Raw genomic sequence first — 23,265 nt, forward strand, 5'->3', positions numbered from 1 at the left:
TGCCTCGCCCTTCGCTTGCCGCCCGGCTTCCCTTGCGATTCCGGTTCGGCCTGATCGCACTATAGAGGGTCTTCGGCGATCGCAACGCGCCGACCCCACACCGCGCCCCTCCGCAAACGAAAAGGCCCGCGGCTGGAGCCGCGAGCCTTTGCTCGAACGAACGGTCTTTGCGTGGCGGGGCTATTCGGCCGCCATCGCCTGGGCCGGCGCGGCCTCAAGCACGTCGGCGTCGACGTGGCTCTCGAACTTGGCGAAGTTGTTGCGGAACATTTCGACCAGCTTTCTCGCCTGGGCGTCGTAGGCCGCCGTATCGGCCCAGGTCGAGCGCGGGTCGAGGATGGCACTGTCGACACCCTCCACCGCGACCGGCACCTGAAAGCCGAAATTCGGATCGGTGCGGAACTCGGCGTCCTTCAGCGAGCCGTCGAGCGCGGCGGCGAGAAGCTTGCGAGTCGCCTTGATCGGCATGCGGTGGCCAGTGCCGTAGGCGCCGCCGGTCCAGCCGGTGTTGACCAGCCAGCAATCGACATCGTGGCGCCGGATCAGATCGCGCAGGAGATTGCCGTATTCCGAGGGGTGACGCGGCATGAAGGGGGCGCCGAAGCAGGTCGAGAAGGTCGCCTCGGGCTCGGTCACGCCCTTTTCCGTGCCGGCGACCTTCGCGGTGTAGCCGGACAGGAAGTGGTACATGGCCTCGGCCGGCGTCAGCCGGGCGATCGGCGGCATCACGCCGAACGCGTCGGCGGTCAGCATGATGATGTTCTTCGGATGGCCGTCGCGGCCGGTTTCGCTCGCATTGGGGATGAAGTGCAGCGGGTAGGCGGCGCGGGCGTTCTCGGTGAGCGAGCCGTCGTCGAAGTCGGGCACCCGGTCGGCATCGAGCACGACATTCTCCAGCACCGTGCCGAAGCGGCGTGTGGTGGCGAAGATCTCGGGTTCGGCCTCGGCCGACAGGCGGATCGTCTTGGCGTAGCAGCCACCCTCGAAATTGAAAATGCCATCCTCGCCCCAGCCGTGCTCGTCGTCGCCGAGGAGGGTGCGGTGCGGATCGGCCGACAGGGTCGTCTTGCCAGTGCCGGACAAGCCGAAGAAGACCGCCGCATCGCCGTCCGGGCCGACATTGGCCGAGCAATGCATCGGCATGACGCCGCGCTCTGGCAGGAGAAAATTGAGCGTCGAGAACACCGACTTCTTCATCTCGCCGGCATAGGAACTGCCACCGACAAGAACGATCTTGCGCGTCATGTCGACGGCGATCACCGTCTCGGAACGGCAGCCGTGACGCTCCGGATCGGCCTTGAACGACGGCAGGTCGATGATCGTCATCTCCGGCACGAAATCCTTCAGCTGATCCGCAGTCGGACGGATCAACAGCGTGCGGATGAACAAGGAGTGCCAGGCATATTCGGTGACGACGCGCACCTGGATCGCATTGGCCGGGTCGGCGCCGCCGATCAGATCCTGCACGAACAGATCACGGCCTTTCGCCGCGGCCTTGAAGTCGTCATAGAGCCGCTCGAAAACCTCGGGTTCCATCGCCGCGTTGTTGTCCCACCAGACCACAGGCCCGGTGGTGTCGTCGCGGACGAGGAATTTGTCCTTCGGCGATCGCCCCGTGTGCTTGCCGGTGACGGCCGCAAAAGCGCCGTGCGCCGTCAACTGTCCCTCGCCCCGCCTGACGGCGGTCTCCACCAGTTCCGCTTCCTTGAGGTTCCAGCGTACCGAGGACAGATCCGACAACCCCGTCGTCTCGATCCCGCTATTGGCGTTGCGCGTGCCGATCTCGTCCACCCGTCATCTCCCATGCCGTGCGGCCGCTCCTCAGCAAGCGGTCTCGCAATAGACCCGCTTGATACTGCCCGAGGGCCGGCCGATCAACCCGATTCATCCGGGAATGCTTAATTGAAACAGGATGTTAATCGATTTAGGTTGACGATGCGCCATTCTAATCGGTTCGATCCGCACAACAAATCGTTTGATATGTCGGCGATTTTTTTCGCACAGTGACGCGCAACCCGGAGCTCGACCTGTCGACTTTAACTCCCGCGGCTTTGTAATTTTGTCATTCCGCCACATTTACCGCAGATGGGCGATACCATCGCGCCATCAGCGGGGAGGTCCGGATCGACCGGCCTTCTCCCAGAAGGGACAGCCCTGCCGCCGGACACAAGACCGTCGGCAACCGGCGAGACAGCTGGGCGCTTCAAACGACAGCGATGTCGTGGGGAGGGTGGAAAATGGAGAGTACCGCAATGCCTACGATCGCCCTGGTCGACGACGACAGGAACATTCTCGCGTCGGTTTCCATCGCGCTTGAGAATGAGGGTTACCGGGTCGAGACCTACACCGACGGGGCATCCGCCCTCGAAGGCCTGCAGTCGCGCCCACCCAATCTGGCGATTTTCGATATCAAGATGCCGCGGATGGACGGCATGGAACTGCTCAGGCGCCTGCGGCAGAAGTCCGATCTGCCGGTGATCTTCCTGACCTCGAAGGACGAGGAGATCGATGAACTCTTCGGCTTGAAGATGGGCGCCGACGACTACATTCGCAAACCGTTCTCGCAGCGGCTTCTGGTCGAGCGGGTGCGGGCGCTGCTGCGACGGGGAGCGGCGCGTGAGGGCGTCGCCAAGACCGGCGCGCCGACGCCCGAATCCTCGCTTGAGCGCGGCCAGCTGGTCATGGACCAGGAACGGCACACCTGCACCTGGATGGGCCAGCCGGTCACGCTGACGGTGACCGAGTTCCTGATCCTCCACTCGCTCGCCCAGCGGCCGGGCGTGGTGAAGAGCCGCGATGCCCTGATGGACGCGGCCTATGACGAACAGGTCTATGTGGACGATCGCACGATCGACAGTCACATCAAGCGGCTTCGCAAGAAGTTCAAGGTGATCGACGACGATTTCGACATGATCGAGACTCTCTACGGCGTCGGCTATCGTTTCCGCGAAGCTTGAGGCGCGCATGGTCTCGATAACCGAGCCTCACGAGGACGAAGGCGGCGGCGATGTCGGGCCGAAGGGGCGGCGGCGCGAGGCGATCCTGCGCACACGGCTGCGGCGGCTGCCATTCATCCGGCGCGTCCTCTATCAAGCGCGGCGCTTGCTCGGCCATACGATCTTTTCCTCGCTGACGCGACGCATCGTCTTCCTCAACCTTGTGGCGCTGATCGTCCTCGTCTCGGGCATCCTCTACCTCAACCAGTTCCGGGCCGGCCTCATCGACGCGCGTGTCGAAAGCCTGCTGACACAGGGCGAAATCATCGCCAGCGCCATCGCGTCCTCGGCGACGGTCGAGACCAATTCGATCACCCTCGATCCGGAGCGCCTCCTGGAACTGCAGGCCGGCGACACGCTGGCCCCAAGCGCCGACATCACCGACAGCCTGGAGTTTCCGATCAATCCGGAGCGCGTCGCGCCATTGCTGCGTCGGCTGATCTCGCCGACCCGCACGCGGGCGCGGCTCTACGATCGCGACGCCAATCTGATCCTCGATTCCCGGCATCTGTACTCGCGCGGCCAGATCCTGCGCTATAATCTGCCGCCCGTGGCCCAGGAGGAGCCGGCCTTCGTCGAGGCCGCGGTCAACTGGTTCCGTCACCTGTTCCAGCGCAGTGACCTGCCGATCTATCGCGAGACGCCGGGGGGATCGGGCGCCGCCTATCCGGAGGTGATGAACGCGCTGACCGGCGGTCCCGCCACGGTCGTACGGGCCACCGAGAGCGCCGAACTCATCGTGTCGGTGGCGGTTCCGATCCAGCGCTTCCGCGCCGTGCTCGGGGTGCTGCTCCTGTCGACCCAGGGCGGCGACATCGACAAGATCGTCCAGGCGGAGCGCATGGCGATCGTCCGGGTCTTCGCGGTCGCCGCGATCGTAACGATCGTCCTGTCCATTCTCCTCGCCTCGACCATCGCGACGCCGCTGCGGCGCCTGTCGGCCGCCGCGATCCGTGTTCGACGCGGTGTCGACGAGCGGGCGGCGATTCCCGACTTCGGCGATCGCGCCGACGAGGTCGGCAATCTCGCGACCGCCCTTCGCGACATGACCAAGGCGCTCTATGCGCGCATGGATGCGATCGAATCCTTCGCCGCCGACGTGTCCCACGAACTGAAAAATCCGCTGACCTCGCTCCGCAGCGCCGTCGAAACCCTGCCGCTGGCCCGTAACGAGACCTCCCGCGAGCGCCTGCTCGAAATCATCCAGCACGACGTCCGGCGGCTCGATCGACTGATCACCGACATCGCCGACGCCTCGCGCCTCGACGCCGAACTGGCTAGACAGATCGCCCAGAAAGTCGATCTCGCCGCGCTTCTGCGCTCGGTGGTCGAGGGCGCACGCGGCAATTCTCGGGCGCGCCGCGCCGTGACGATCACGTTCGAGAAGCAGAAGCTGCCGGCTTCGATGAAAAACGGCTATGTCGTCACTGGGCATGATCTGCGGCTCAGTCAGGTGTTCACCAACCTGATCGAGAATGCCCGTTCCTTCGTCCCCGAGACCAATGGCCGGATCGACATCCTGGTGCGCCGGCGCGGCCAGCGCGTGGTCGTTACGGTGGAGGACAATGGCCCCGGCATCCAGGCCGAGATCATCGACCGCATCTTCGAGCGCTTCTACACCGACCGTCCGGCCGAGGAAGCATTCGGGCAGAACTCCGGCCTTGGCCTGTCGATCAGCCGGCAAATCGTCGAGGCCCATGGCGGTACGCTGCGGGCGGAGAACATCGAGGACGAGGACGCACCGAACGGTGTTGCTGGCGCTCGCTTCATCGTCTCATTGCCGGCCGAATGAGCCAGGCCGTCAATCTTCACGGCTGCGCGATCACGATCGGCGGTCTGGGTATCCTGGTTCGCGGCCCGGCGCGCAGCGGCAAATCGGCTCTTTGCCTGTCCGCCTTGCGACGCGGCGCCTCGCTCGGCCTTCACACCCGCCTCGTGGCCGACGACCGGGTCGTTGTGGCGCGTAGCGACGCCGGCATCGTTCTGAGCGCTCCGGCCACTCTACGCGGGTTGATCGAGGTCTCGGGAATCGGCATTTTGCACGAGGAGACCGTGGCTTCCGCCGTACTCGGCCTGGTCATCGATCTGTGCGATCCGGCGGTAATCGAGCGCCTGCCGGAGAACGGCACGACCGCGATTTTCGACGTGAACGTGCGCCATGCCCGCCTGCCCGCGCGCGATGCCGCCTTCGGCGCTGACATCCTCGTCTCCCTCGTCATGGCGCCGCTGGTCGATGATCGGTGACGTTCACCGACTGATTCCTGCGGGTATGCGTTATCATTTGACTTGCGCATCGGCGGCAGGATGACAAGATGCGCCCGCTAATGACCGGAGGCTGATGCGCCTGCCGTCGCCAGGTCATGGCGACCGGTGAAACCGGTCGCCGATTTTAGGGAGTTATCAGATGTCGGGCCAGGCAATCCAAGCGTTGCGCGCATGATCGGGTTGGTGCTCGTGACTCACGGCCGGCTCGCCGACGAATTTCGGCACGCGGTGGAGCATGTGGTCGGTCCGCAGGACGCTTTCGAGACGATCTCGATCGGCCCCGAGGACGACATGGAGCAACGCCGCATCGATATTGTCGAGGCCGTCGCCCGCGCCGAACGCGGTGACGGGGTGATCATACTCACCGACATGTTCGGCGGAACGCCTTCCAATCTCGCCATCTCGGTGATGGATGGGACCCATGTCGACGTGCTGGCGGGCGTGAACCTGCCGATGCTGATCAAACTGGCCAGCGTGCGGGAGGACAAACCGCTTGCCGAGGCACTCGTCGCCGCACAGGAAGCCGGTCGCAAATACATCAATGTCGCAAGCCGCGTGCTCAGCGGAAAATGATGATGCGACGCCTCAACGATTCCGACCCGCGCGAGACACCGAAGGCGGTCGCCGGGGCGGAAACCCCGCCTGTCGAGGTGGCGCCAGCCCGTGGCAAGGGCACCGGCGGAGCGCCACCGCCGCGCATCCTGACGATCGTCAACCGTCGCGGCCTGCACGCCCGCGCCTCCGCCCGCTTCGTCCAGACCGCCGAGGCCTTCGACGCCGAGTTGACGATCTCGCGCGACGGCCTGATCGTGGGCGGTCAGTCGATCATGGGTCTGATGATGCTGGCGGCCAGCCAGGGAACGGAGATCGAAGTGGCGGCGCGAGGAGCGGACGCCGAAGCCGCGCTCGATGCGATCGAAGCGCTCGTCGCCGATCGCTTCGGGGAGTCCGCCTGAGCGGCGTCACGCATTGCCTAGTTGGCCAGAGCGGAAGGCTCTGCCGTATTGGCGCCAGCGTCCGTATCGGGCGTTGCCTCGGCCGCCCCATCCGGGGACGCGGCCGGCGAACCCGGCGACGCGGCAGCCGGCGCTTTCCCGTCGGGCTGTTTCGTGTCGGCATCGGAGGCATCGGCCGACGGTTTGGAGACGATCAGCCGCCACAGATCGTCGGTCGCCTTGCGCGCCCGCTCCATCGGCAACACGATCCGGCCCTCGCTCACCGCCGCCGTCAGATTATCGCGCAGGCCGGCGGCGAGTCGGTCGCCCCCGGCGGCGGCGATCGACGCCCAGCCATAGGCGCGCATCAGGTTGCGCGGCATCGTCGCGCCTTCGTAGTAGGCAAAGGCCAGGCGACGGATCGTCGGCCAATCATGCGCCTCGAACGCGCCGATCTCGATCTGGCGCTGCGATTCCCCGATCTTGGTCCGCCGCCAGCGCTGCAAGGCCTCGTCCTCGGCCACCGCCAGTTCGTCAGGGCTCAGCCGGCGGCGGAGCGCATCGATGCCGACGTTCTCGCCGGTCAGCCGGTCCGCCCTGGCCAGGAGCACCGCGACATAAGCGCCGCGCAATTGCTCTTGCGCGATCACAACGCCTGGATCGAGCGCCAGGGCACGGGCGAGAAGGCCGATCGCCGCCCGGTTGTCTGAACCGGCCGCCGGCAGGAGGAGCGTCACTCCACGGGCGATATCCTGCGGAACACCCCGGCCCTCGATGAGCGCCTCGGCCGCCGGCAGGACCGCTTCGATCGGTCCGTCGGGGGCGAGCGTGATCGTCGCGGGATCGACGAGCGCCGTGGTTTGCGACGCTCCCGCCACCACCGCCGGGTTCAGCGCCAGAATATCCTCAGCGCCAATTACCCCTTGCGTTAGGCGGGTGAGCTCGAGGGGCGATGCCGGATAAAACGACACTTCGAGCCGGTCCGGCTGAATCAGAAACGACTGGATTGTCGCCGACCAGCCGCGCGCCATCTCCCGAAGGCGCGGGCTCGCGCCCCCCGGAAGCTCGGAAAATAGCGCTGTCACGCCAATTCCGGCCATCATCGAGGCCGTGCCGCGGGCCTGCTCGGCGGTCATGCCCTGCTGCCCGCCGAAGACCTCGTACAGCACCGACGCGAGACCCGCGTCGGCGAAGGCGATCCGGGCCGATCGCAGCCGGCCCGCGAGTTTTGGGCTGCCGCCCGCCGCGGCGTCGTCGAAACCCTCGAGCGGTGCGAGAATATGGAACCCTTCGAGTTCGGCGGTGATCTCCAACGTGCCGGCGCCCTCGATCCGCAGCGACGCGCTCAGATCGTAATCGGCCGCCGCCGCATCCATCCGGCCGCTCAGCGCCACATCCCCCGTCAATATCTCCCGATCCAGCTTGCGCAGGACCGCGCGTGTCGTGGGATCGAGCGGCAGGGCCCGCGTGTCGACGGCAACGTTCTCATACACGGCCTCGTCCGCGGAGACGCGGATCTGCCCGATGCTGGCCTGGAGGGCGTCACGGCGAATCTCAAGGTCGGTCACGACCAGCGACCGCATCACAGGATCGTAACGGCGTGTGCCATAGGTGATCTCGGCGACACTGCGGCCCGCATAGACGACAAGGTCGAACAGATAGGGGGAGTAGGGAAGCGCGAAGGCGAGAAGCCCGTCCGGCCATTTGGCGTCCGCCCTTGCCGCCGGTCGCTGCGCCGGAACAATCTGGGCAGCGACGGTCTGGGCCACGGCCGTCTGGACGCTCGTCACACCCGTGGCGGCCATGGCCACAGCCAGCGCCGCAATCTTCACGCCCATGCGGCCGTCCTCCCCGACGATATCCCAGGGGCCAAGCTACCGCGAAACGCCGCGACGTCAAAACGCCGCGACGCCATCAAGACATAAGCAAATGTTTATGTCCTCTTGCCGCAACCGTCCTCCCCTGCTATGGCGTCGCCGAGAACGCTGGGAGTTCGCTTCCGGCACGATATCCTTTTCCAGCACGAATGGACGCCACATGGCCGACGCCAACGACTACGTCGTCAGGGATCTCTCGCTCGCGGACTGGGGCCGCAAGGAGATCGACATTGCCGAAACGGAAATGCCGGGCCTGATGGCCTGCCGCGAGGAATTCGGCGCCGACAAGCCGCTCACGGGCGCGCGGATCACTGGATCGCTGCACATGACGATCCAGACTGCGGTGCTCATCGAAACGCTTCAGGCGCTCGGCGCCGAAGTGCGCTGGGCGTCCTGCAACATCTTCTCCACCCAGGACCAGGCCGCGGCGGCGATCGCCGCAACCGGCACGCCGGTCTATGCGGTCAAGGGCGAAAGCCTCACGGACTACTGGACCTATACCGACAAGATATTCCAGTGGCCGGACGGTAAGCCCTCCAACATGATCCTCGACGATGGCGGCGACGCCACGATGTACATCCTCACCGGCGCGCGCGCCGAGGCCGGCGAAGACGTCCTGTCCAATCCCGGCAACGAGGAGGAGGAGATCCTCTTCGCGCAGATCAAGAAGCGCATGGCCGAGACGCCCGGCTTCTTCGTCTGCCAGCGCGATGCCATTAAGGGCGTCACCGAGGAGACCACCACCGGCGTCAACCGGCTCTACCAGTTGCAGAAGAAGGGGCTGCTGCCGTTCCCGGCGATCAATGTCAACGACAGCGTCACCAAATCGAAATTCGACAACAAATATGGCTGCAAGGAATCGCTGGTCGACGGCATCCGCCGCGCGACCGACGTGATGATGGCCGGCAAGGTTGCCCTGGTCTGCGGCTATGGCGACGTCGGCAAGGGCTCCGCGGCCTCGCTCGTCGGCGCCGGCGCCCGGGTCAAGGTGACGGAGGTCGATCCGATCTGCGCCCTGCAGGCGGCGATGGACGGCTTCGAGGTCGTGACGCTCGAGGATGCGGCGCCGACCGCCGACATCATCATCACCACGACCGGCAACAAGGATGTCGTGCGCATCGACGACATGCGCGCCATGAAGGACATGGCGATCGTCGGCAATATCGGCCATTTTGACAATGAGATCCAGATCGACGCGCTGCGCAATCTGAAATGGACGAACATCAAGCCGCAGGTCGACATGATCACCTTTCCGGACGGCAAGCGGATACTGCTTCTGTCCGAGGGGCGGCTGCTCAATCTCGGCAATGCCACCGGGCATCCGAGCTTCGTCATGTCGGCGTCCTTCACCAATCAGACGCTGGCGCAGATCGAACTCTTTACCAAGGGCGAACAGTACAAGAACGAAGTCTATGTGCTGCCGAAGCATTTGGACGAGAAAGTTGCACGGCTGCATCTCGACAAGCTCGGCGCAAGGTTGAGCGTCCTCTCCGAGGAGCAGGCCGCCTATATCGGCGTAACGCCGCAGGGACCCTACAAACCCGAGCATTACCGTTACTGACAGCCGCCGGGCCGTCAAGACGCTCAGAACAGCCGCCGGGACGCAAGCCGCCCCGGCGGCTTTTTCTTTTGGCCGACCGCTTTGTTGTGGATTGCGTAAGATTTTACACGAACTACCATGGCCGAATCGCGACGGTTCGGGGGCGGTTGGCCGGTGCGATCGCGTTTCCTTAAGTCATGTCTCGAAAAGCGGCGGCAACATACGGGGGCAGACAAGATGATCGAGGGTTTCGGATCCGGGCGCGTGGGCGCTTTCCGGACAAGAAGCGATTCCGATCCCATCGGGCTGGTAGCAAATGATAGAGGACCGAGCGACGGCGCCATCGCCGCGGCGGCCGGCCTGGCTGTGGGAATCATCCTGACGCCGGTGGCCGCCCGCGCCCAATTGTACACGATCGCCGGCGGCGTCGACGCCATGCTCGGCCCGGTCGACGTGCTGTATCTCGCACTTCTCGCCATGCTGCTGGGCGCCGCCATGCTGAGCGCGGTCTTTCTGATCCGCCAGCGCGTGACGATCGCCGCCGAGAACGACGGCTTGCGCGCGAGCCTAGCCGAAAGCCGCGCCGAAGCCGACGCGCGAGCAGCGCTTCTGGCGGCCGGCGCAGAACGGCTCGTCGTCTACGCCGGAGCGGGCGAACCCGAAGTCTTCGGCATCCTGCCTGGAACATGCGGAGCGCCGGCGGAGGAAAAGCGCTTTCTCGCCTTCGCCGACTGGATGCCGCGGCAGGACGCGGGGCTCCTCGCCGCAGCGATCGGCCGACTGCGCAGCGACGCCGAACCCTTCCGGCTCGAAATCGACCTGCAGCGCAGCCGCATGATCGAGGCGACGGGCAGCACGCTGGGGGGCCTTGCGGTCGTCCGGTTCGTTCTCCTGGAAGGCGTGCGCGAACGTCTTCACGAGCTGGATGTCGCCCAACGCCGCTCGCTCGCGACGATCGAGACGATGCAGAACCTCTTCGACGCCGCACCGCTGCCGATCTGGCTGCGCGATCAGGATGGCCGTCTGACCTGGATCAACGAGGCCTATGCGCGTGCAGTCGATGCGAGGACGGTTGCCGACGGCCTCGACCGGCAGATCGAATTTCTCAGCGAGCAGGATCGCCGGGCGATCGCCGCGCGCCTCGGCGAGGATCGAATCTTCTCCGACAAGCTGTCGACGGTGGTCGAGGCCGACCGCCGGAATTTTGCCGTCGTCGAGGCGTCGGGTCCGCTCGGCTCGGCCGGAATCGCGATCGACGTGTCGGAAACCGAACAGGTCCGCATGGAGCTGCGCCAGACCATCGACAGCCAGTCAGAGACGCTGGATCAATTGACGACGGCGGTCGCGCGGTTCGACGAGAAAACCCGCCTGACCTACTACAACGCCGCGCTGCAACGGCTGTTCGACCTCACCAACGCCTATCTGGAGTCCGAACCCGACCATCTTTCGCTGCTCGACAATCTCAGAACACGGGGCATTCTGCCGACGGAAAAGTTGTTCCGCAGCGAAATCCAGGATCAGGATCTCGCCGCCTATCGGGCGACCGAGCCGACGGAGACTCTCTGGCATCTGGCGGACGGGCGGACGCTGCGGGTCATCGCGACGCCGCAACCACGCGGTGGCGCCACCTGGGTATTCGAGGACATCACCGAAAAGCTGGAACTGGAAAGCCAGGTGAAGTCGACCGTCCAGCTGCAGCGCGAGACCATCGACTATCTGAGCGAGGCGGTCGCCGTGTTCGGCAGCGACGGGCGACTGCGGCTGTCGAATCCGGCCTTCGCCGAGATGTTCGGCTTCGATCCGGACACTCTCCTGTCGCGGCCCCGTATCCACACCCTGCCGGATCTCGCGACCGTGACGATCCCGGCGGACGGCGCCAGCGCGCCAGGCGCGGGGTGGCCGCTGTTCAGCCAGGCGGTCACCGCCTTTGACGAGGCGGGGCGCGAAACGGAGACCGGTGAGCTGACGCTGTCGTCGGGCCGCACCATCGCCTACGGCATCGTGCCGCTGCCGAACGGCCAGACCATGCTGACCTTCTCCGACATTTCCGACGCCCGCGAAGCCGAGCGAATGCTGCGCGAGAAGAACGAGGCGCTGGAACAGGCGAACCAGATCAAGAACGATTTCGTCCAGCATGTGAACTACGAGCTGCGCTCGCCGCTGACCAACATCATCGGCTTCTCGGCGCTCTTGCGCTCGACCGACACCGGCCCGCTCAACGAACGCCAGAGCGAGTATCTCGGCTACATCTCGACCTCGACCTCATCGCTCCTGACGATTGTCAACGACATTCTGGATCTGGCCACGGTCGACGCCGGAATCATGGAACTCGAACTGTCCGAAGTCGACATTGCCGCCACCGTCGAACACGCGGTGGACGGTGTGTGCGAGCGCCTCGCGGACGCCGAGGTCACGCTCGACGTCGATCTGAGCCAGGCCGGCGGGACATTCCTCGCCGACGGCCATCGACTGACCCAGATCCTGTTCAATCTTCTGTCCAACGCGGCAAATTTCGCGCCGTCGGGCTCGGCGGTCGCCCTGACGGTACGGCGCGAGGCCGGCACGATCTCCTTTGCGGTGACCGACCACGGCCCCGGCATCGCCCCGGACCGGATCGACCGGATGTTCGAGCGCTTCGAGGCAAGCCCTGCCGGGGGGCGGCAATCGGGCGCTGGCCTCGGGCTGTCGATCGTCAAGAGCTTCGTCGAACTACACCACGGAACGACGCACATCGACTCAGGGCCCGATCGCGGCACCACCGTCACCTGCACCTTCCCGCTCGAACCGACGCCACCCGGTGAGATCGATGCGGAGCAGACGCGATTCGAGGACGCGGCCGAGTGACCGCCCTAAATGCCCCGCGGATGATCGACGAAACGCTCCCCGCTCCCCCGCCGCTCGCCGCGATCGCCCACCTGGCGCTCGCCGACGACGCGGCAACGCGGCGGCTCGGCACCGATCTCGCACTGGCGCTGCGGCCAGGCGACATCCTCGCCCTCTGCGGCGATCTGGGCGTCGGTAAGTCCACCCTGGCGCGGGCGGCGATCCGCACGCTGGCTGACGATCCGGGCCTCGACGTACCCTCACCGACCTATACGCTGGTGCAGGCCTACGCGACGACGCCGCCGGTTGCCCATTTCGATCTCTACCGCCTCGCCGGCGACAACGAGCTCGACGAGCTCGGCTTCGAGGACAGCGCCCGCGACGGCATTACCCTCGTCGAATGGCCGCAGAACGCGCCGAGCACCCTTGCGGCGGCCACCATCGTCATCGAACTCGCCATGGCGCCGGGCGGCGGACGCATCGCCGCGATCAGCGCGTCCGAGACCGCCGGCGCCCGCATCCTGCGCAGCCTCGCGATCCGCGACCTCCTCGCCGCCGCGGGCCTTGCCGAGGCGCCCCGCCGCCGCTTCACCGGCGATGCCTCGACGCGCCGCTACGAGATCGTCGAGGCCAAGGCCGAAACGCTGGTCGTGATGGACGCGCCGCGAGAGCCGGACGGGCCGCCGGTCCAGGGCGGACTGCCCTATAGCCGCATCGCCCATCTGGCCGAGGACGTCGCCCCCTTCGTCGCCGTCGCGCAAAGCCTCGCGGCGGCCGGTTTCGCCGCCCCAGCGATCCGCAAGGCCGATCTCGACGCCGGCTTGCTGCTGATCGACCATCTGGGATCGGACACGCTGCTCGACACGTCCGGCCGGCCAGTGCCCGAGCGCTACCAGGCCGCGATCGCGTGCCTCGCCGAGCTGCACGCGATGCCATGGCCAGCCAAGATGCCGGTCGCGGACGGGATCGTCCACACGGTGCCCGCCTATGATCGCCGCGCGCTCCGGATAGAGGTCGATCTGATCGTCGACTGGTATCTGCCGCGCGCCAAAGGCCGTCCCGCCACGGACACCGAGCGGGCGGCCTTCGCCGATATCTGGAACGCGCTGTTCGACGAACTCGCCGCCGCCGAGACCAGCCTCGTCTTGCGCGACTTCCACTCGCCCAACATCATCTGGCGCCCCGAGCAGTCCGGTCGCCAGCGCATCGGGCTGATCGACTTCCAGGACGCCGTCATCGGTCCCTCCGCCTACGACGTCGCCTCGCTCGCCCAGGACGCGCGCGTCGATATCCCGGCGGAACTCGAAGCCCGGCTGGTCGCCCACTACGTCGCGCTGCGCCAGGCAGAAGGCGGCTTCGACGCGGACCGCTTTCAGCGCGCCTACGCCATCATGGCGGCGCAGCGGGCGTCGAAAATCCTCGGCATTTTCGTCCGCCTGCTGGAACGGGACGCCAAGCCGCAATATCTGCGTCACATACCGCGCATAAAGGCCTATCTGCGGCGCACGCTCGGCCACCCCGCATTGGCCGCGCTCCGCACCCTTTACCAGGACTGGGGTGTCCTCGACCAGGACCCCGCGCCCCGGCCCATCAGACCCTCGGATACACGATCATGATCGAAAAACCCGCCGCCGCCTTCAAGCCGACCACAGCGATGGTGCTGGCCGCCGGCCTCGGCAAACGGATGCGCCCGATCACCTCGACCATCCCCAAGCCGCTGGTGGAAATTCGTGGGCGCGCGCTGATCGATTACGGCCTCGACGCCCTGGCCCGCAACGGCGTGAAAAAGGTCGTCGTCAACGTCCATTACCTGCCCGACCTGATGCGCGCCCACTTACGCAAGCGCAAGGACATGGAGATCGTCATCTCCGACGAGCGCGAGCAACTGCTGGATTCGGGCGGCGGCATCGTCAAGGCGTTGCCCGAGCTCGGCACCGAGCCGTTCTACGTGATCAATTCAGACACCTTCTGGATCGACGGCTACCGCGACAATCTCGATTTGCTGGCGAGCCTGTGGGACCCGGCCCGCATGGACGTCTCGCTCTTGATCGCCGACATGCGCCAGGCGACCGGCTATGACGGGCCGGGCGATTTCGTCATGGACGCCGAGGGGCGGCTCACCCGCGTCGAGGAGCGCGACATGTCGCCCTTCATCTATGCGGGCGCGGCGATCCTCAAGCCGCAGGTGTTCGCCGGCATGCGGGAAGAGAAATTCTCGCTCAACCGCATTTTCGACGACGCCGTCGAGGCCGACCGCCTGTTCGGCGTGCGCCTCGGCGGCCTGTGGATCACCGTCGGCACCCCGGCGGCGATCCCGCTCGCCGAAGCCGCGTTCGTCGCGAGTGCGGCGGCGTAGGGGCGGGGCGCACGTATCCGCCGTTCGAAGGAATTAAGGCAAATCCGAAACCAGACATTTGAAAATCGCTCGGGAATTTTCATGCCTATTCGCGTGTTGCAAGCAAGATGAATTGACACCGGCAGGTTGGTCACGCCGTTCGCCACCGCGCGGCAATCGCAGTTTGATCAACGGCATTCTCTGGCGCTTTCGCAAGCGCAGCCGCCAGGCCAACGTATCCGAGCGCGACGGCTTCGCTACCCTTCGATCTTCCCGTTTGACTCAGGAGAGACCGGCGCCGACGATTTATCGCCTCCTTCGCTCTGGCGCGCCTCCCAGGTCGCGACCAGGAAGGTCGCCATCGCACCGGCGAGATTGACCGCTAGTTCCGCGTGCCGTGCTTGTGGTCGCGCACGCTTAGGGCCGGGGCTGTGAGCATCACTCAGCTTGTTGCGCAGAGCGCCGAGCGACTCGACAACGGACTGGCAACTTCCCAGTATCTGTTTGAACACTTTTTCGGTGTGGCCGTCAGGTGCGAGCTTTAAGACCTTCGCGAGTTTGCGGTAGAGCACCGGCAGATCGTCCACCTCCTGCCAGGTTTCACCGGCCTGATCGAGGATCCACTTGCACACGTCTTCTAAGAGCGTGCGGGCTAAAGTGATCGCTCCCGACGGCTCTGATGCACGCCGTTCCATCGCCATAGTCCAGCGCGCGTGCACCTGCGTCGGTTCGAAGGCGGCAAGCACCGCAGAGATGCTGTCGTCCGCTGGCGATCCTGTCGGTGCCAGACGCACGGCAAAAAATGGGCTACCCGAAATCCGCCCCGCCGAGGCGAGCGTATAGCCATCGTGGCGTAAGAGAGCATCGATCTTTTCGGCGAGTTCGACCTGTTCAATTTCGGGTCGCGCCTCAGGCGCGGTAACGGCGGCGAGGAACTGGAACAGCTGGGCGCGGGAGCAGCTCAACAGTCCGAGCGCTTCCAGCACGTCGCGCGTCGTGATGTCGTCATTCCGGATAGTGTGCCGATAAAAATAGTCTTCAAGCGACGCCTCATCGCTAGGATGAGGCGCGCGCAGCGATGCGATTGGCCAGAGCCCGCGAATCAGTTCGATATCCTCGATGTCGCGAGCGAGAGGAAATGAATCGAAGAGTGCGATGAGGCGCCGGCGCGTCAAGTTGGTTACAGCCGGCCCTCCCAGCTCATCGATTTTAGCCAGCTGTTCGGCAAGTACGAAATGGTTCTCCTCCGCAATTAGCTGCCGCGAAGCTGCGACCACTTGCTCAGGGGAAACCTCAGCAATCCGCTTGTGAGCGTATTTGTACTTGCTAGCGAACGCCTCTTGTTCCTCTCCGCCGCCGAGGCTCAAACGGCGGCACAAACCCGGAACGTTATAGGCTTTGACTTCGGCAATTGCCGAAGCCAACAGATGGCGAAGCTCCTTGATCATGGCGGGCGGAAATGAAGCGGGCATCAAACTGGTCTCGGCTGGCGTGACACTGTCATACTATAGAACTATCAGGTCCGATATCCGATGTGAGGCTCTGCGATGTGTCGATACCCACCTGAAGAACGTCCGCTTCGGTGCTGATCCGACGTTCGTCAGCATGATCGCCAGCACCAGCTTCCGGCAAATACCCTTCGGCCGAAGTCCCTCACCCACCCCCTCACGAATCGCCGCCATCCCCGCTAGTGTCCCGCCATGGACGCCACCATCCTCTCGATCCCGCCGGGCCGGCCCTTCCTGACCACGCTGGCCGAGGCGCTGCTTGCCGGCCGGCTGGTGCCCTCGTTTCGCTATGACGGCAAGCCGCTGGCGTTGGCGGACGTGACCATCTACGTACCCACCCGCCGCGCGGCGCGGGCGCTGGCGTCCGAGTTCGCGGCGGCGATCGGGGCGCGGTCATCAGTCGAGGACGGGGCCGGGGCCGGCGGCAGCGCCATCCTGCCGGTCATCCGGCCGATCGGCGAGGGTGACGATGCGGGCCTGTTCACCGATGCCGCGCCGACGCTGGCACCGGCGATGGGGGCGCTGGAACGCCGGCTGCATCTTGCCCGCCTCGCCCGGCATTGGCGCGCCATGACCGACCGTGGCGCCTTTCAGGCGCTGATCGGCGAAGACGCGGTGCTGCCGGCCTCGGCCGCCGACGCGCTGTGGCTAGCGGGCGATCTCGGCGCGCTCATCGACGAGGTCGAGACCGAGGGCACCTCGCTCGCCCAATTGGCGACGCTCGCGCCCGACGCCCTCGCCGACTGGTGGCGGCTGACGCTGACCTTCCTGTCGATCGTCACCGAGGCCTGGCCGAAGGCGCTGGCCGCCACCGGCCAGGTCAGCGAGGCGGCGGCGAAGAACGCCTGGCTCCGCACCGAAGCCGAGCGGCTGCGCAGCGGCGGGGCGCGCGGCCCGGTGATTCTGGCCGGCTCCACCGCGACGGCCCCGGCGACCCTCGAACTGATGCACGCCATTGCGCATCTGCCGGATGGCGCGCTGGTGCTGCCCGGCCTCGACCGGCATCTGGAACTAGAGACCTTCGCGGCGATCTCCCGCGCCACATCCATTGCCGCGCCCGGCCATCCGCAATACGGTTTGAAGACGATCCTCACGCGCTTTTCCCGAACGCCGGATAGTGTCGATCATCTCGGGGACGGGATCGATCCGGCGCTGGCGGCGCGCGAGGCGTTTCTCGCCGACGCGCTGCGCCCGGCCGAGACCACCGATGTGTGGAGCGGCGCGGCGGCACGGCACGGCCCCGAGGCGCTGGCCGGCCTCGCCTTGATCGAGGCGGACGATGCCCGCGAGGAGGCGCTGGCGCTCGCCGTTGCCATGCGCGACGCCCTCGCCGACCCGAAGGCGACGGCGGCGCTGATCACCCCCGACCGCAACCTCGCCCGCCGCGTCGTCGCTGAGTTGTCGCGCTTCGGCATCGCGGCAAATGATTCCGCCGGCAGCCCGCTCGCCGCGACGGCGCCCGGGACGCTGCTCGCGACCACCATCGCCGTGGCGTTGTCGCCGGGCGATCCGATCGCCCTCGTCTCGCTGCTGAAGCATCCGCTCACCCGGCTCGGCCTCGGCGGTGGCGAAGCCCGGCGCGCGGCGCGGGCGATCGAAATGATCGCGCTGCGCGGCTCGGTCGGGGTGGCGGACGGGGCGCGACTCGGCGCGATCATGCGCGAGCGGCGGGCCGCGGTCGAGGAAGACAGCCACGTGGCGCGGCCGGTGAAAAATCTGCCCGAGGCGGAACGCGATCTGGCGCAGACGATGGCCGATCATCTGGAACGCGCGCTCGAACCGCTGACGGCGCTGCGCGGCGGCGAGGAGCGTGAGATCGCCGCCTATGCGGTGGCGCTGACCCGATGTCTGGAAGCGCTCGCCGCCGACGCGGACGGCGACGCCTCCGAGCTCTATGCGGAAGAGGCCGGCCGCGCGCTGACCGATTTCCTCGCCGATCTGGTGCAGGCGCCGCAGACCGGCTTCGGCTTCGCGCCCGGAGAGTTCGGCGACGTCATGGCGGCGCTGATCGCCGGTCAGACGGTGCAACCGCGCGGCGGCCTGTCCGCCAGGGCCTTCGTCTGGGGCACGCTGGAAGCGCGGCTGCAGAGCGTCGACACGGCGCTCCTCGGCAGCCTCAACGAGGGCAGCTGGCCGGCGGGGGCGAAGAGCGGCGCCTTCCTGTCGCGGCTGATGCGCCGGGAGATCGCGCTGGACCCGCCGGAGCGGCGCATCGGCCTCGCCGCCCATGATTTCTGGATGGCGATGGGGGCGAGGCGTGTCGTGCTGTCGCGGTCGCGCCGCTCCGGCGGCGCCCCGGCGATCGCCTCGCGCTGGCTGCAGCGCATCCTGACGCTCGCCGGGGACGAGGGCGCGGTGCGGCTGCGGGAAGCGGGCGCGCCCTTCCTCGCCCATGCGCGCCAGCTCGACGTCGCGGCGCCGGTGCCCCGCGCGAGCCGGCCGGAACCCAGACCGCCGCTGGCGGATCGTCCGACGCGCTATTCGGTGACGGATGTGGAGACGCTGATCCGCGACCCTTATGCGATCCACGCGCGCAAGATCCTGCGCCTGGAGCCGCTGCCCGAGCTGATGCGCGACCCGCACGCGGCCGAGCGCGGCAGCCTCTATCACGAGATCCTCGCCCGATTCGTCATCGACGGCAACGACCCGCTGGCCGAGGACGCGGTGGCGCGGCTCCTCGCGATTGCCCGCGAGCGCTTCGACGCCGAGGCGCTGCCGGCCGACATCGACGCGGTGTGGTGGCCGCGGATGCAGACGCTGGCGGACAATTACATCGCTTGGGAACGGGGGCGCGCCGACCGGGTCGCCACCCGCCACGCGGAGGCCGGCGGGCGCTTCGACTTCACCGATCTGTCGACGCGGCTGACCGGTTTCGCCGACCGCATCGATCTCCTCACCGACGGCTCGGTCGAGATCCTGGATTTCAAGACCGGCGCCAATCCCTCGGTGTCCCAGGCCCGCGCCCTCTTCGCCCCGCAATTGCCGCTGGAGGGTGCGATGGCCAAACTCGGCGCCTTCGCGGACGCCACCCAAGCATCGCGGATTTCCGATCTCGTCTATGTCCGCCTGCGCGAACGGGCGCTGACGGAGGACCGGCTCGCCACCGACGGCGGGCGCAATGGCGAGCCGGTCGACCCGGACGCGCTATCCGACGAGGCGCTGGCGAAGTTTCGCGCGCTGGTCGCCGCCTTCCGCGACGAGGCGAAAGCCTTCACCTCGCGCACACGGCCGTTCCTGGCGGGCGATTTTTCCGGCTCCTACGACCATCTGGCACGGTCGCAGGAATGGTCGATCGGCGCCGACGAGAGCGGCGAGGCACCCGCATGAGCCAGTTCGTCGGCATCGCCGAAACCAGCCGGCTGCAACAGCTCGCCGCCGATCCGAGCCGCTCGGTCTTCGTGTCGGCCAATGCCGGCTCGGGCAAGACCCACGTTTTGACCGAGCGAGTGGTGCGGCTGTTGCTCGCAGGTGCGGAGCCGTCGAAGATCTTATGCCTCACCTACACCAAGGCGGCGGCCGCCGAGATGTCGACACGGGTGTTCGGCCGGCTGGCGACATGGGCGACGGCGGAGGACACCGCGCTGCGGGAGGAACTGGCCAGGCTCGACGGCACACCGCCGTCAGACGCCCGGCTTCGTGCTGCCCGCCGCCTGTTCGCGCAGGCGCTGGAAACGCCGGGCGGGCTGAAAATCCAGACCATCCACGCCTTTTGCGAATCGATCCTGCATCAGTTTCCGCTGGAAGCGAACGTTCCCGGCCATTTCGAGGTGCTCGACGACGCCGGCAGCGCGGCGCTGCTTGGCGAGGCCCGCCGTCGGCTGATCACCGGCGCCAGCCGGACCGAGGGCGACGCCGATAAGGCGCTCCCGCTCGCCGAGGCCTTCGCCACAGCCCTGTCGCTGGCCGGCGAATGGGGCCTCGATCAGCTGATCGGCGAGATCGTCCGCAAGCGCGACGCGATCCGACGGCACATCGACGCGGCCGGCGGCCTCGATGGCGCCCTCACCCTTTCGCGCTCGGCGCTGGGCCTTGCGCCGGACGAGGACGAAGTGGCGATCGTGACCGACGCCGTGCCGGCACCGGGTTTTTTCGACGAAGCGTTTTGCCGCGACGTCCTGACGGTCGCCGAAACCAGCCCGAAAGCGACCGACAAGAAGCTGGTCGATCGGCTGAATGCGCTGCTCGATCCCGGAACCGACGCGGCGCGCTTCGAGGCGCTGCGAACGCTCTGCCTGAAGAAGGACGGCGGTCCCTACAAGCCCGGAAGCGTTGCCACGAAGTGGGTCACCGACTTCTTCGAGGATTTCGTCGACCGCCTTCAGCAGCTCGCGGACCATGTGCTCTCCATGGAAAACCGCCTCGCCTCGGTTCGGCTGTTCCGGGCCAGCGCGGCGGCGCTGGTCATCGCCGACGAATTCGAGCGTGACTACGCCATCCTCAAGCGCCGGCGCGGCAAGCTCGATTTCGAGGATCTGATCGTCAGGACCGCCGATCTGCTGACCCGCGCCGAGGCCTCGGCCTGGGTCCACTACAAGCTCGACCAGGGGATCGACCATGTGCTGATCGACGAGGCGCAGGATACCAGCCCGCGCCAGTGGCAGGTGATGCGACAGCTGGTCGACGAGTTCTTCGCCGGCGAAGGCAGCCGCGAGGTCGTGCGGACGGTCTTCGCCGTCGGCGACGAGAAGCAGTCGATCTATTCCTTCCAAGGTGCCGATCCGGCGAAGTTCGCCGAAGAGCAGCGGACGATGAGCGGGCGCGCGCAGGCCGCGCAGGCAAGCTTCGAGGCGGTACGGCTGACGCAGTCCTTCCGTACGGCGAAGGATGTGCTCAACGCGGTCGATCGCGTTTTTGCCGACGCCGACAACCGCCGGGGACTATCCTCCGACGACCTTCCTCCGACGCACCAGACGGCGCGCGACGACGGGCCGGGGTTGGTCGAGATCTGGCCGGTCTATCAGGCCGAAAAGCGCGAGGAGCCACGCGACTGGCTAAAGCCGGTCGACGAGGAGCCGGAAAATTCGCCGAGCAACCGGCTGGCGCGGCGGATCGCCGAGCAGATCGGCGACTGGCTCGGCGACCCGATCGTCCACAAGGGCAAGCGGCGGGCGCTGACGGCGGGCGACATCATCATCCTGGTGCGCAAGCGCTCCGGCTTCGTCGAGGCGATGGCGAAAGCCCTACGGGATGGCGGCATCCCCGTCGCCGGGGCCGACCGGCTGGTGATCACCGACCATATCGCGGTCAAGGATCTGATGGCGCTCGGCCGCGCGGTCGTTAATTTCGATGACGATCTGTCGCTCGCCGAAGTGCTCAAGAGCCCGTTCTTTGAGTTTTCCGACGACGACTTGATGGCGCTCGCCCTGTCGCGGGAGCCGCGCGAACCGCTGTCGCTCGGGCTGCGGCGCCTGTGCGGCGAGACTGGCCTAACGCGCCTGCCGGACTTCGTGCCGAAGGAAACGGCGGCCGCCTTCATGGCCAAGGCGCGGGCGGCGCTGGCGCAGCTGGAGGAATTGCGCGACCGCGCCGGCTTCGAGACGGTCTTCGCCTTCTATGCGCGCATCCTCGGCCCCGAGGGCGGACGGGCGCGACTGACCGCGCGGCTCGGCACCGATGCCGGCGAGGTCATCGACGCCTTTCTCGACCTCGCGCTGGCTGCCGAGGAGACGGGAGAGACCGGCCTCGACGCGTTACTCGCGACGCTCGCTGCCGACCCACCGCAGATCAAGCGCGAGATGGAGCAGGCTCGCGGCGAGGTCCGGATCATGACGACCCACGCCTCGAAGGGCCTGGAGGCGCCCGTGATCTTCCTGGTCGATCCGGGCTCGGCGCCGTTCTCGCACGCCCACGGGGCGCGGCTGATGGAATGGCCGGACATGCCGGGGCGCTATCCCGACCAGGCGCCGGGATTTTTATGGCGCGCCGCCAAAGAGCTCGAAAACGACGCGATCGCGGGGCTGAAGGAAGCGGAAAAACTTCGCGCCGAAGAGGAATACCGCCGGCTGCTCTATGTCGGCATGACCCGCGCGGCGGACCGTCTCGTCGTCTGCGGCGTCGCCGGGGTGCGCGGTCCGAACGAGAATTCCTGGCTGCAGCGGGTCCAGGCGGCGCTGCGGGAGAATTGCGAAGAAGTCATAGATGCGGAGGGCACACTCACCGCATGGCGCTTCGGTTCGCGCGGCGCCGGCGACAAGCTGGCGGCCGCGAGTGCTCCGGTGGAGACCGAGGGGCGGCAGATCGACCTTGCGCCGCTGCCGCCCGAGATCCTGCCGCCACGGCCGCTCTCGCCATCCTCGGCTGGCGACGCCGCAGAGCTGGTGCCGGACGAGTTGGCGGCTGGCGAAGCGCAGGCCTTCGTCTCCCCCGTGCTGGGGGAACGAGCGGCTGAGCCCTCCTTCGCGATTCGCCGGGGCCTTATCGTCCACAAGCTCTTGCAGGTGCTGCCCGACATCGCGCCCGACGAACGCGAGGCGGCGGCCCGCCGCTATGTGACGCTTGGCGCCCCCGAGATGAGCCCGCGCGATCACGATCAGCTGATCGGCTCGGCGCTTGGCGTGATGGCGGAGCCGGAATTCGCCCCGATCTTCGCGGCCGGCAGCCGGGCCGAGGTGGCTGTCGCGGGCGACATTTCACTGGGTGACCGAACCTATCGCGTCAACGGCACCATCGACCGGCTGGCGGTAACGGATACCAAGATCCTGATCGTCGACTACAAGACCAATCGCCCGCCGCCCCGGACCGTGGACGCCGTTGCGCCGGCCTACATCCTGCAGTTGGCGCTCTATCGCGAGCTCTTGAAGCCGCTCTATCCGGCCCATGCGATCGAGGCCGCGCTGCTGTTCACCGAGGCGCCGCTGCTGATCGCGGTGGACGAAAGCGTCATGGACGAGGTCATCGCACGGCGTGATACCGTCGTCGGCGCCGCAACGCAGCGTCAAGAGGATGCACCGCCGGCTTGATTTGGCCGACCACCCCTTCTACCTGTG

Annotated in this window: 14 protein-coding genes; 11 read left to right on the plus strand and 3 right to left on the minus strand. The window is 66.8% G+C overall.

Annotated features, from left to right (window positions below; genetic code table 11):
* Positions 1–180: 180 nt before the first annotated feature.
* The gene (locus ING15_RS05445; protein ID WP_206453764.1) at positions 181–1,791 is read right to left on the minus strand and encodes a phosphoenolpyruvate carboxykinase; all 1,611 of its coding nucleotides are present in this window, start codon (positions 1,789–1,791) and stop codon (positions 181–183) included.
* 461 nt (positions 1,792–2,252) lie between these two features.
* On the opposite strand from ING15_RS05445, the gene ING15_RS05450 reads away from it, so the two are divergent.
* The 5 genes from ING15_RS05450 to ING15_RS05470 all read left to right on the plus strand — a co-directional run bounded on the left by ING15_RS05450 (position 2,253) and on the right by ING15_RS05470 (position 6,217).
* Positions 2,253–2,957, plus strand: coding sequence for a response regulator transcription factor (locus ING15_RS05450; protein ID WP_206453765.1), 705 nt, complete (start codon positions 2,253–2,255; stop codon positions 2,955–2,957).
* 7 nt (positions 2,958–2,964) lie between these two features.
* Positions 2,965–4,788: a stimulus-sensing domain-containing protein gene (locus tag ING15_RS05455; protein WP_206453766.1), complete on the plus strand. Its 1,824-nt coding sequence runs from the start codon at positions 2,965–2,967 to the stop codon at positions 4,786–4,788.
* Positions 4,785–5,240, plus strand: a complete 456-nt coding sequence (locus ING15_RS05460) for an HPr kinase/phosphorylase (RefSeq protein ID WP_206453767.1) — start codon at positions 4,785–4,787, stop codon at positions 5,238–5,240. Before ING15_RS05455 ends, ING15_RS05460 begins: the two co-directional genes overlap by 4 nt.
* Positions 5,241–5,432: 192 nt before the next feature.
* Positions 5,433–5,834: a PTS sugar transporter subunit IIA gene (locus ING15_RS05465; protein WP_206453768.1), complete on the plus strand. Its 402-nt coding sequence runs from the start codon at positions 5,433–5,435 to the stop codon at positions 5,832–5,834.
* 2 nt (positions 5,835–5,836) lie between these two features.
* The gene (locus ING15_RS05470; protein ID WP_206453769.1) at positions 5,837–6,217 is read left to right on the plus strand and encodes an HPr family phosphocarrier protein; all 381 of its coding nucleotides are present in this window, start codon (positions 5,837–5,839) and stop codon (positions 6,215–6,217) included.
* A gap of 17 nt (positions 6,218–6,234) precedes the next feature.
* On the opposite strand, the gene ING15_RS05475 is transcribed toward ING15_RS05470, so the two are convergent.
* Positions 6,235–8,034 (minus strand): hypothetical protein, encoded by a 1,800-nt coding sequence (locus ING15_RS05475; protein WP_206453770.1) that lies wholly within the window; start codon positions 8,032–8,034, stop codon positions 6,235–6,237.
* A 199-nt stretch (positions 8,035–8,233) separates the two neighbouring features.
* Here ING15_RS05475 and ahcY point away from each other — a divergent pair, with 199 nt between their 5' ends.
* From ahcY to ING15_RS05495, 4 genes are all read left to right on the plus strand, one after another.
* Positions 8,234–9,634 (plus strand): adenosylhomocysteinase, encoded by a 1,401-nt coding sequence (ahcY, locus tag ING15_RS05480; RefSeq protein WP_206453771.1) that lies wholly within the window; start codon positions 8,234–8,236, stop codon positions 9,632–9,634.
* Between the two features lie 243 nt (positions 9,635–9,877).
* Positions 9,878–12,457 carry a PAS domain-containing sensor histidine kinase gene (locus ING15_RS05485; protein ID WP_332873774.1) on the plus strand — a complete coding sequence of 860 codons (2,580 nt, stop codon included), beginning with the start codon at positions 9,878–9,880 and terminating at the stop codon, positions 12,455–12,457.
* 20 nt (positions 12,458–12,477) lie between these two features.
* Positions 12,478–14,052: a tRNA (adenosine(37)-N6)-threonylcarbamoyltransferase complex ATPase subunit type 1 TsaE gene (gene tsaE / locus ING15_RS05490; RefSeq protein ID WP_206453857.1), complete on the plus strand. Its 1,575-nt coding sequence runs from the start codon at positions 12,478–12,480 to the stop codon at positions 14,050–14,052.
* Positions 14,049–14,792: a nucleotidyltransferase family protein gene (locus tag ING15_RS05495; protein WP_206453772.1), complete on the plus strand. Its 744-nt coding sequence runs from the start codon at positions 14,049–14,051 to the stop codon at positions 14,790–14,792. The genes tsaE and ING15_RS05495 overlap by 4 nt, the downstream gene beginning before the upstream one ends.
* 236 nt (positions 14,793–15,028) lie before the next feature.
* Here the strand turns inward: ING15_RS05495 and ING15_RS05500 are convergent, their stop codons facing one another.
* Positions 15,029–16,243: an abortive infection family protein gene (locus ING15_RS05500; protein ID WP_232845578.1), complete on the minus strand. Its 1,215-nt coding sequence runs from the start codon at positions 16,241–16,243 to the stop codon at positions 15,029–15,031.
* A gap of 228 nt (positions 16,244–16,471) precedes the next feature.
* On the opposite strand from ING15_RS05500, the gene addB reads away from it, so the two are divergent.
* Together addB and addA are read left to right on the plus strand one after the other, a co-directional pair.
* Positions 16,472–19,606, plus strand: a complete 3,135-nt coding sequence (gene addB / locus ING15_RS05505; protein WP_206453773.1) for a double-strand break repair protein AddB — start codon at positions 16,472–16,474, stop codon at positions 19,604–19,606.
* Positions 19,603–23,238, plus strand: a complete 3,636-nt coding sequence (addA, locus tag ING15_RS05510) for a double-strand break repair helicase AddA (protein ID WP_206453774.1) — start codon at positions 19,603–19,605, stop codon at positions 23,236–23,238. Before addB ends, addA begins: the two co-directional genes overlap by 4 nt.
* Positions 23,239–23,265 lie beyond the last annotated feature (27 nt).

It is taken from the genome of Aurantimonas marina, from assembly GCF_017183135.1.
In the GTDB taxonomy this organism is placed as follows: Bacteria; Pseudomonadota; Alphaproteobacteria; order Rhizobiales; family Rhizobiaceae; genus Aurantimonas; species Aurantimonas marina.